Annotated in this window: 8 protein-coding genes; 6 read left to right on the top strand and 2 right to left on the bottom strand. The window is 68.7% G+C overall.

Annotated elements, in window-relative coordinates:
* Positions 1–24: 24 nt before the first annotated feature.
* Both AC067Z_RS35155 and AC067Z_RS35160 read right to left on the bottom strand, forming a co-directional pair.
* Positions 25–1,998 (bottom strand): hypothetical protein, encoded by a 1,974-nt coding sequence (locus tag AC067Z_RS35155; RefSeq protein WP_478793698.1) that lies wholly within the window; start codon positions 1,996–1,998, stop codon positions 25–27.
* Positions 1,991–2,698 carry a hypothetical protein gene (locus tag AC067Z_RS35160; protein ID WP_478793699.1) on the bottom strand — a complete coding sequence of 236 codons (708 nt, stop codon included), beginning with the start codon at positions 2,696–2,698 and terminating at the stop codon, positions 1,991–1,993. Before AC067Z_RS35160 ends, AC067Z_RS35155 begins: the two co-directional genes overlap by 8 nt.
* A 229-nt stretch (positions 2,699–2,927) precedes the next feature.
* On the opposite strand from AC067Z_RS35160, the gene AC067Z_RS35165 reads away from it, so the two are divergent.
* The 6 genes from AC067Z_RS35165 (at position 2,928) to AC067Z_RS35190 (ending at position 8,313) form a co-directional block, all read left to right on the top strand.
* Positions 2,928–3,602 (top strand): hypothetical protein, encoded by a 675-nt coding sequence (locus tag AC067Z_RS35165; protein ID WP_478793700.1) that lies wholly within the window; start codon positions 2,928–2,930, stop codon positions 3,600–3,602.
* Between the two features lie 473 nt (positions 3,603–4,075).
* Positions 4,076–4,342: a hypothetical protein gene (locus AC067Z_RS35170; protein WP_478793701.1), complete on the top strand. Its 267-nt coding sequence runs from the start codon at positions 4,076–4,078 to the stop codon at positions 4,340–4,342.
* Between the two features lie 345 nt (positions 4,343–4,687).
* On the top strand, positions 4,688–4,954 hold the full coding sequence (locus AC067Z_RS35175) for a hypothetical protein (protein WP_478793702.1): 267 nt from the start codon (positions 4,688–4,690) through the stop codon (positions 4,952–4,954).
* A gap of 934 nt (positions 4,955–5,888) precedes the next feature.
* Complete coding sequence (locus AC067Z_RS35180) at positions 5,889–6,026, top strand: hypothetical protein (protein ID WP_478793703.1); 138 nt, start codon at positions 5,889–5,891, stop codon at positions 6,024–6,026.
* The gene (locus AC067Z_RS35185) at positions 6,023–7,357 is read left to right on the top strand and encodes an asparagine synthase-related protein (protein ID WP_478793704.1); all 1,335 of its coding nucleotides are present in this window, start codon (positions 6,023–6,025) and stop codon (positions 7,355–7,357) included. The genes AC067Z_RS35180 and AC067Z_RS35185 overlap by 4 nt, the downstream gene beginning before the upstream one ends.
* Positions 7,358–7,440: 83 nt before the next feature.
* The gene (locus AC067Z_RS35190; protein WP_478793705.1) at positions 7,441–8,313 is read left to right on the top strand and encodes a GNAT family N-acetyltransferase; all 873 of its coding nucleotides are present in this window, start codon (positions 7,441–7,443) and stop codon (positions 8,311–8,313) included.
* The last annotated feature ends 541 nt before the right edge of the window (positions 8,314–8,854 follow it).

Consider the following 8,854-nt stretch of genomic DNA (forward strand, 5'->3'; position numbering starts at 1 on the left):
CCGTCTCCCTCCTTCATGTGCGTGTCACCACAGGGGCTTGCCGTCTGCCGCTTCCTTGATCTTGTCAGGCGGCAGAACATCGTGGGCCAGGCCGAAGTCTGCGGTCGTGACAAGTACCTGCAGCTGGTTCGCCCTCGCCACGTCGTTGAGTTCCTTCAGCAGGAGGTGGATGTCGACGTTCTGGATCTCCTCTGCCTTGGGGCTGTCGATCAACAGGAGGCCCGGGTGTGTGGAAACCTGGTGTGCCGCGCCCACGCGCAGCAGTGCCACGATCACAGCGATCCGCAGGCGCAGCCGTTCACCGGGCACCTGGTCGGTGAAGCTGCGCTCATGCCCACCGTCCGACGTCACCTTCAGGCGCGCCGCACGGTCGATACTCACCGACTCCAGTGCGGCGAAACCGAATTTGCGCCCGAGGTCGGAGATCGCTGTGTTGAGGTCCGCGAACAGCTTGTCCGCTTCCTTCGCGTGGTCCTCCTCAAGGATCTTCACGCCGGCACGCAGTACCTTGATCGCCAGGTTCTCGGCCGGATCGTCGGGAGCGGCAGGCAGTTCGGGAAGAACGCTCAACGCGCCTTCCAGGCGCAGCACTTCCTCTCGAGCCTGGGCGTACTCCGGCACCCGCGTGGCCGCATCCGCCCGCCGCAGCCTTTCCTGCGCCGTGCGCAGGTCGCGTGACAGTTGATCGAGCTCACCTTCCGACTGCTCCAAGGCGTCCTTTGCCAACCGCTCGGCCTGGGCGCTGAGGTGCACACGTTCCTCGGCCTCGGCCAGGACGTCTTCGGGCGCCTCGTCATCGCCCTCGACGGGGCGTGCGCATACGGCGCAGCTATGCGCCTCGACCTCCAGCCGGCGCCGGTCCGCAGCGATGTCCTGATCGCACCGCGGACACGTTGTCGGGTCGAGTCCGTGGAACAGCCGGCGTGCGATAGCGCTTTCGCGGACATCGTTGAGCAGCTTCTCGTCGCGCTGCCGCTGGCTCTTGGCCTGCCGGTGCACCCGCATCAGGTCATCCCACGACTGCTGGCGGTCCGCCACCACGGTCGCCTGTCGCATCGTGGTCGCGGCCAGATCAGCCAACGACTCTTGATCCGAACCAGGTGCATCTTCCGCCCGCTGCTCCAGGCGAGCCCGGGCTGTCGCCAGGTCCTCCTCGGTCTGCCGTCGCTGCGTGGCACGCTCATCCTGCGCCGCTTGCGCCGCGGTCTGACGGCGTTTGCGGGCGGCGGTCATCAGTTCCGCCTGCGTTTTGACCTTGGTCAGCACACCGGCAGCCGGCAAGTCCAGGAACACCTGCAGGAGGCGGCCCGGCAGACCGGCCATCACGACATCCCCGAGCAGCGCCGAAGAGCGGGCCGCCGGCAGGTACAGGGCCCCGAAGTACGCGGGCCACCCGTGCGCGACGGCGGACGTCCCCTGATTGGCACTGATCAGAGGATGCAGGTCCATCCACTGCATCATCAGCGCCTGCACCTGCTCGGCGTAGCTCTCCGAGCTCGCGGCACGAAACAGCGGCAGCACTTGGTGCGCTGGGTCTGGGGAGCGACGGGCCTCCAGCACGGCCAGATCGGGCCCGGTCATCGCGACCGCCGAGGTGACTTCCTCGTTGTCCAGGTCGAGGCGGAAGGCCATGGCCTGGCCCGCCACCGTGGCGTCGAGGTCCACTTCGCGCAGCCAGTGGATGGCACCGCTCTTCTCCCGCGGAGTACCCCTCAGGCACCAGGTCACCAGTTCCAGCACACTCGACTTCCCCCGCAAGTTCGACGCCACCAGGGCCGTCAGCCCATCGCCGAACCTGAACGTGGTGTCGAACGGTCCGGGTTCAAGGGCGCCGGTCCGCACCCCCGCCACGCGCAGCCGGTGAATCCGCAAAGGCCGCGGCCGGGCAGGAGGCGCGCCCAGTGGGATTCCCTGGGACTCGAACACCGTCCGCACCTCGTCAACTGTCACCCGCGCGCGCGTGGCGATCCGCGTCTCCAGCGCAGTCTCGTCAGCCATGCTCCCCCGCTTCCCCGTCCCCTGCCTGCCTGCGCAGCTCCTCCAGCCGCGCCCGTGCGCGCACACTCACCGAACCGATCCGATCACCGCGGGCGGCCTCGGCGTACTCGCGCTGCAGGTACTGCTGCTTCTTAAGTTGGCTGCCACCACGTCCGTCGGCCAGATCCAGCACCAGCCCCACCCGGTCCACGTAGTACTGGAAGGCGGGTGCTTGCTGAATCACCTCACGTGCGACGGTCCGCCCCGCCTCCAGCAGGAAGTAGTCGTGCTGCCGTACCCGGTCGACGGTCCCACGCCGGCGACGAGCCACCAGACCAGCGCTACGCAGCACAGCCAGGGCGTCGTCCAATGGTTCGTATGCCCCGAAGTGGTGCCGCAGCATGGGATAGCACCGCACCTCTGGTTCCTCAGAATCGAGAATCAGGCCGGCCAACTCCAGCAGGCGGCCCTCGGCGCTCGCCTCGTACTTCGTCAGCAGTTCATCAGCGAGGTAGTCGGGGTTGCGGAGCCAGAAGTCCAGTTTCTGCAAGCGCACCTGAGTGCGGACAACGCCCACAGCAGTTTTCAGCCCAGGGTCAGCTCGTTCGACGTCGGACACGGGGTCGCATGCCCCGTCGATGAGCAGCAGGAGCCGCACGGCATCCTGCTCCCGGCTCGTCACCCGCTCAGCGGCCTCTGAATTGGGCAGTCCTTGATCCACCGCCCCAAGGTATCGCCCGGTAGCCGTACCTGTACCGTCCGCGTACGAAGTGATTCCGCCTCGGGCCCGCAGTGTCACGATCGTATGAGCGTGTGGTGGGGGAGATGCGCCGTGAGGCTCTGGCTGCCATCGATGTGTCCTGCGTGATTCGCCGGCAGACGGCTTCCCTGCCTGACAGAATTCCGCGGTCGGGTTCGGGTGGAGGGCCTGGGCGCGAGGGGGAGGGGCCTTGGCACTTTTCAGGCGTCGGAGCGGGGATGCGGGCGCGCGGCTGAGCACCGAGTTGCCCGGCGCGAGCAGAGAGGTCCGGCGCTTCTTCCGGACGCTGGTGGAGCACCACCAGAACTCGGTCACTTTGCTGGCAGCCCAGGGCGCGGGCCCAGAGGCCACATGGGTTCAGGTGGAGAGGACCGCTGCCCTGCACGACGGTGCCGTCCGGCGGACACTGCGCGATCTAGGCCCCCGCGTCGACGTGCTTCAGCCGGAGATTCAGCGCGCGATCACCGTCGCCCTGGACCAATTTGCGGGCGTCCTGGGCGTCCGCGGCACTCTGGTCCAGGCGTGGGGGACGGGCATCGCCATGAACAAGGAGACCCAAGCAGATAGTCCGGCCGACCGGCGCGTCTTCTGGTGGAAGGACAGGCCTATCGCCCTCGCCTGCATCCTCCACCCGGCGGCGGACGGACAGCCGCTGGTTGACGGCCTGCTGCTCTATGACGGCCATCGGTACCAGTTCACGCCCGCTCTGGAAACGCTGGAGCAGACGAGCTGGGACAAGTCCAAGGTTCGCGCCGAGGACCGGGCCCCCATGACAGCGGTCTTGCACCTCGATCCCTCAACCGGGTGGCGACGCGCCGACGTCGCCTGCCGCACGGTCGTGATCGATGGATTCTTTACCCGGTAGCAGTTCCTCACCGGCGGGGCCAGCTCCACGTGCCCCTTGCAGGGGACAGCCCGAGCCGCCCTCGCTGTGCCCGTTTCCTGGCGCTCGCGGGCCCCGTCAGGGGCCCGTCCCCGGTCACCCGCGAAGCTCCCGGCAGGGGGCAGTCCCTGTCGGCCGACGGCGGGCCCGCTCCAAGCGGGCGGTGGGCTGTCAAGGGGGCCCCACGGGCCCCGGCCCGGCACCCTTGAAGTCGGCCTGAGATACGCATTTCAGGGTTTTCTTTGGCGCCTGCAGTGGCATGTCTGTGCGCTCGGGACCCGTCTGGGGGCTGTGACCGACACACTGTTGGTGTGGATCGGGAGGACAGTGCGCGAGCGACGCCACCGAGCTCTCGGCAGAGAGCGTGCGCCTGGTGTGCGGGGCAACTGGAGTACAAGGGCAGAGGGCGACTGCCTGTGTATTGTTCGTCGGTCTGTCGGCAGCGTGCGTACGAGATGCGCCGAGCGCGCACGAGGATGGAGAGCGAGTCGGCCAAGAACGAGCCACGGCCCCTCGAGGAGGTCATCAGCGAGATAGACCGCCTCGCGGACATGTTCAAGGCCGCGCCCTCCGATACATACCGCGAGCAGCACGAGGAACTGGCGGAGCTCGCTGCCGCCGTGGACCACTTGAGCCTGCTGATCGCAATGCGCAGCCCTCGGACTTTCTACTCGGGCCGGCGAAGCCGTGCGGGAGCTCGCTTCACCACTCCGGGGAAGTGACTGTTCGGGCTCTGCGGAACCCGTAACGTCAGTGACGAATTGCTTTGCCGTGGCGGGAGCGGATCGGCCGTGTGTGCAGGTCCAGGAGGGGGCAGGGCCGAGGGGGGAAGACAAACCGGCTCGCGGGGTAGCGAGGCCGTTCTCGATCATGTAGACATCTTTTAGCGAACCCCCGACGGCTCAGATGCTCCTTCAATGGAGAGGTCTGGGTCCTTTTGTTTTTCGAGCCCTGCACCTCGTCTGAGGAGGTGCAGGGCTCCTTGCCGTTCGGCGAGGGGCGATGTTGTGGCCTGCTCGCCCCGACTCTCATGCCCGGCGAGCAGGCCCCGGCCGAAGGGCACTGCGTTGAACGACAGCGCGTTTTTCAGCCTCCAGGGCATTGTGCTGCTCCTGGTCGGCGTTCTTGCGGCGTACGCCGCGTACAAGTGGAAGGACTTGGCTGGCCCCATCACCGTTGGCGCGGTCGTCGTCACACTGCTGATCCTGCTTATGGGGGCGCAGGCGGAGAACTCCACCGCGCCGCCGCCAGTTCCCTGCGTGGAAGCAGAAGTGACTCGAACAACCGGAACCGCGTGTCAGACCCCCGTCTCGGGGCCGGGCGTACCGAGGTAGAGGCGGGACGGCAGGAGATGGGGCCTAAGGGGCCCGGCTCGCCCGCACCCGTCTTTCCGGGCCCCGGCAGGGGCCCGGGCCTGACCACCAAGCTGCTCCCGTCAGGGGGCAGCTCCCAGCCGGCCGACGGCCGGCCCGCGTCAGAGCGGGCTGTGGCTGTCAAGGGTCCAGCCGGGCTGTCCCGCCCCCGGCAGGGGGCAGCCCGACCCCCACTGCGCCCCTTTCTGGCGCTCGCGGGACCCGTCAGGGGCCCGTCCCCGGCCACCCGCGATGCCCCCGTCAGGGGGCTTCCCCCAGCCGGCCAACGGCCGGCCCCGCGGTTGGTGGTGTGGGTGCGTTTGGTGCTGCGCCTGCTTTCGGGGCGGGGTGTTGATGAGTGTGTGGTGCCGCTGCGCTGTGGGTGGTGTGGGCTTCAGTGGACGCGGCTCCCTTTTTTGATCCTTCCCGGCCCGCTGCGCCGCCGACCGGGCGTAGGGGTCTTTTGTTTTCCCCGCGGTGCGGGTGCCGGGGCGCTGCGCGCCCGGAGGGCGGCAGACCGCTGCGCGGTCCCGGAGCGCTCCGCGCTCCGGTTCCTCGCTTCCCGCCTCGCCGGGCTGCGCGCCCGGTGGCTGCGGTCCGGTCCGAGCGCTGTGCGCTCTCACGCGCTGCGGAGGCCGGTCGGCCGGTCGGCGGGGGCGCTGCGCGCCTCGCTCCGTTGCTTCGTGCTGCCGGTCCCCTTTGCCTTTCGGTGCTGCGCACCTGGGGGCGGCGGCACCGCCCCGGCCGTGCCCCGCCTCTGGCTGCTCAAATCTGTTGTGGCTTGCGGTAGTTGTTCGTCCGGCGGGCCGTTTCCCCTTGCTTCTATGATGCGCATGGGATATAGTTGTCTTGTTGGTCGGCGGTGGCAGTCGGTCAGCGAAACCGAAGCACCACACTCACAGAGGAGTTGATGTACATGTCCACGAAGTCGCATCCGGGTGATGGTCAGTACGCGAAGGGTTCGAAGGGGGCCCTGTACGACGAGCCGCGCCGTGGCCTCGCGGCGGCTGCTCGTGCCCTTGTCCGCAACCTGATGGCGCTCCGGCAGCGGTGATCTCGCCCCTGGTAAGGGGCTTCCGGGGCGGGGACGGACGGACAGCGGCGAACCCGCTGGACCTGTCCGGCCCCGTCCCGGGGGTCGATCTGCATGCGGTGGGGCTGCTTTTGGCCCCGCCCGCGCTGACGGGGGAGTTCTACCCGGTCAGTCTGTGGCGCGGAGTCGAGCGGCTCCCTATGCGCCCCATCGTGCCCGCTCTCCATCCTGGGGGTCTGCGGGCCGCGTTCGCCGAGTCTGTCCGGTCGCTGACGGCGGATGCCGACACCATCGGTGTGGCGCTGTCCGGTGGGCTGGATTCCCTGGCCACGCTCCTGCACGTCTGCGAGGTGGCAGAAGGCCGCCGCGTGATCGCCTTCACCGGCGACCACAAGGACGACCAGGGCCGATCGTGCGTCCCGGTCGTGAAGCGGCTCCTGTCGGATCTCGGGCTCTCAGGCCGTGTCGAGTCGGTAGTGATCGACCCCGGCCGCCACCGCGCGGAGCCGGTGTGGTCTCCCACGGGGCCGAGGCTGGACGCGTTGCCCGAGGTGAACGCCGCGCTTTCGGAGGCGGCGGAGCGTCTCGGTGTGGGTGTGCTCCTGTCGGGAGTGGGTTCGGACGAGCTGCTGGGTGTGCCGCGCTACGCGACGGCCGAGATCGCGCGGCGGTACGGCGCGCGGGCGGCGTGGCGGTATCTGCGGGACGTGGGCCGGTCCGGGCCCGGTACGGCCGGGGAGGCGGCTGCTGTTCTGGCCCGATGCGCGCCCGGTGGTGTCAGTGCACGTGCGTACTGGGCGGTCAACTGGCCGGAGTGGACAGCGCCCACGGCCAGTCCTGCTCTGGCGGAGCCGTACCGGCGGCACGCCACTGCGTGGGGCCGGGCGTGGGTGGAGGGGAGGATCAGCGATCACGCGGTCAGGGGGCGTTCGTGGGCGCATGCTGACGCGGTTGACGCGTTCTGGCCGCACGAGGTGATCGGTGCGGCGGGCCCGGTACCGGAGGCGTCGCCGTTCCTGACGGAAGGGTTCCTTTCCGCCGCGTTCGCGGTGCCCGTCGCGGCCCGCTACCGGCCCGACGCGCCCACGGCCTACTGGCGGTGCAAGTGGCTGGTGCTGTCGCTCATGCCCCGGCATGCGCTTGCTGCACTGCCCCGCCGGAAGTCCTACTTCACCACCGCCCTGGCAGGTGAAGCGGCTGCGCTTGATGCCCGTGCCCCGCTCCTTTCGGTGGAGTGTGGCCTGATCGACCGGGCTGCGCTGATCCGGGAGAAGGACACGGCCTTCCTCCTGGCCCTGTCCGCCGTCGAGCAGTGGCTTCTGGGAGCCGTCGATCGGGGAGCGGTCATCTAACCCATCAAAGGCCCGTGGGGCGGCTCCCGCGCCGCCCTACGGGCTGCTGGACAGAAAGGAATCACCCGGCCATGGTCGTAACCGTGAGCCCCGCACTCGGCGTGACGCTGCGCCACTACACCCCTGCCGACGAATCCGACGTGCTGCGCTTGGTGAGCGCGGACCGGCTGCCCGGCCAGCCGGAGCCGACCGGCGCGATGCTGAGCGACGCTCTGCGGGGCCGGTCCCCGATCGACGCAGGCTGGTGGGCCGATCTGAAAAGGCCGGCTGCACAGGTAGCCGTCGACACGACCGGGGCCGTCGTGGGTGTTGTCTCGTACGTGATCCGCCCCAAGGACGACACCGGCCAACTGCTGTGGCTGCACTGCCGGGAAGACGAGGCGACCGCCGACATTCTGATCCGTCACGCCGTCGCTGCGCTCGCTCCCCGCCGTGTGGAAGCGTTCCAGTTCGCCTCGGCCCTGTCCCTGGGGCTGGAAGCCCTGCCGGTCCACCACCGGACCGCCACCGTCCACGCCCTCGAACGGGCAGGGTTCACCGGCGAGCGGCTGTGGCGGTACATGCGGGCTGATCTGCCTGCCCACGACTTGCCCCACCTGACACACGTTCATGTGAGCCCGGACACCGGGGGCAAGGAAGCCCGCCGCCTGGAGCTGCGGGAGGAGGGCCGTGTCGTCGCAGAGGCGGTCGTCGGTCTCCCCTACCAGGGGATCGGCGTCCTGTGGTGGATCGAGGTAGAGCCCGAGACAAGGGGACGAGGCCTCGGTCAGGCCATGCTCGGCTCGGCCCTCGACATGCTCACCGGCCTCGGTGCCAAAGAGGTGATCCTCTACGTCGACGACGACGCACCACCCGGAGACGAACGCGACCGCTCCGCCGCCAACTCTCTCTACGAGAAATCCGGATTCACCGAGATCGACCGACTGTATTCCTACACCCTGTCACACTCTGTGTAGCCCACTGGAGTTGAAAGCCAAGGCCCCGAAAGGGGCCTTTTCCTTTACCTGCCCCCTTTCTTGCGCCCCTTCGCTTTGCCTTTCTTGTGGCGCTCCGATCCCTTTGAATTTCCTCTGATGTGCCGTCAGGTCTGAGGTTTGGTTGAGGGGGCGTCAGGTGGTGGTGTGGGGAATTGTTCGGGTGGACGCTGCGCCCCCTCGGCGGGTTTTTCTGGGTCCCGGTTTTCGGCCGTAAGGCCGTGTGTGAATTTCGGGGCCGGCGTGTCTGTGCGGGGGAATTCCGGTGCGTGCCGGAAATAGGGGAGTGGCCTGCCCGTCAGGGCAGCAGACAAGCACTCCGCACCCGCGCCCCGGAACGGGGCGGCGGCTCCCTGGCACGTACCGCCGTACCGGTACCGTCACCCCACCCCGTCCCCCTCGGCCCCGACAGGGGCCCCACCACACCACCCGACACCCCATCACCCCGCCCAACAGGCAGGGGACATGGGGACAGAACCCAGACTCTAGCCACGCCACCACTACGAAACACCCCCGCACCCCC

The sequence above is a fragment of the Streptomyces sp. NPDC043812 genome (assembly GCF_056436245.1).

Bases quoted from the DNA above. Each gene is read 5' to 3' on its own strand.
- AC067Z_RS35155 (WP_478793698.1), bottom strand. From the start codon at position 1,998: ATGGCTGACGAGACTGCGCTGGAGACGCGGATCGCCACGCGCGCGCGG.
- AC067Z_RS35170 (WP_478793701.1), top strand. From the start codon at position 4,076: ATGCGCCGAGCGCGCACGAGGATGGAGAGCGAGTCGGCCAAGAACGAG.
- AC067Z_RS35180 (WP_478793703.1), top strand. From the start codon at position 5,889: ATGTCCACGAAGTCGCATCCGGGTGATGGTCAGTACGCGAAGGGTTCG.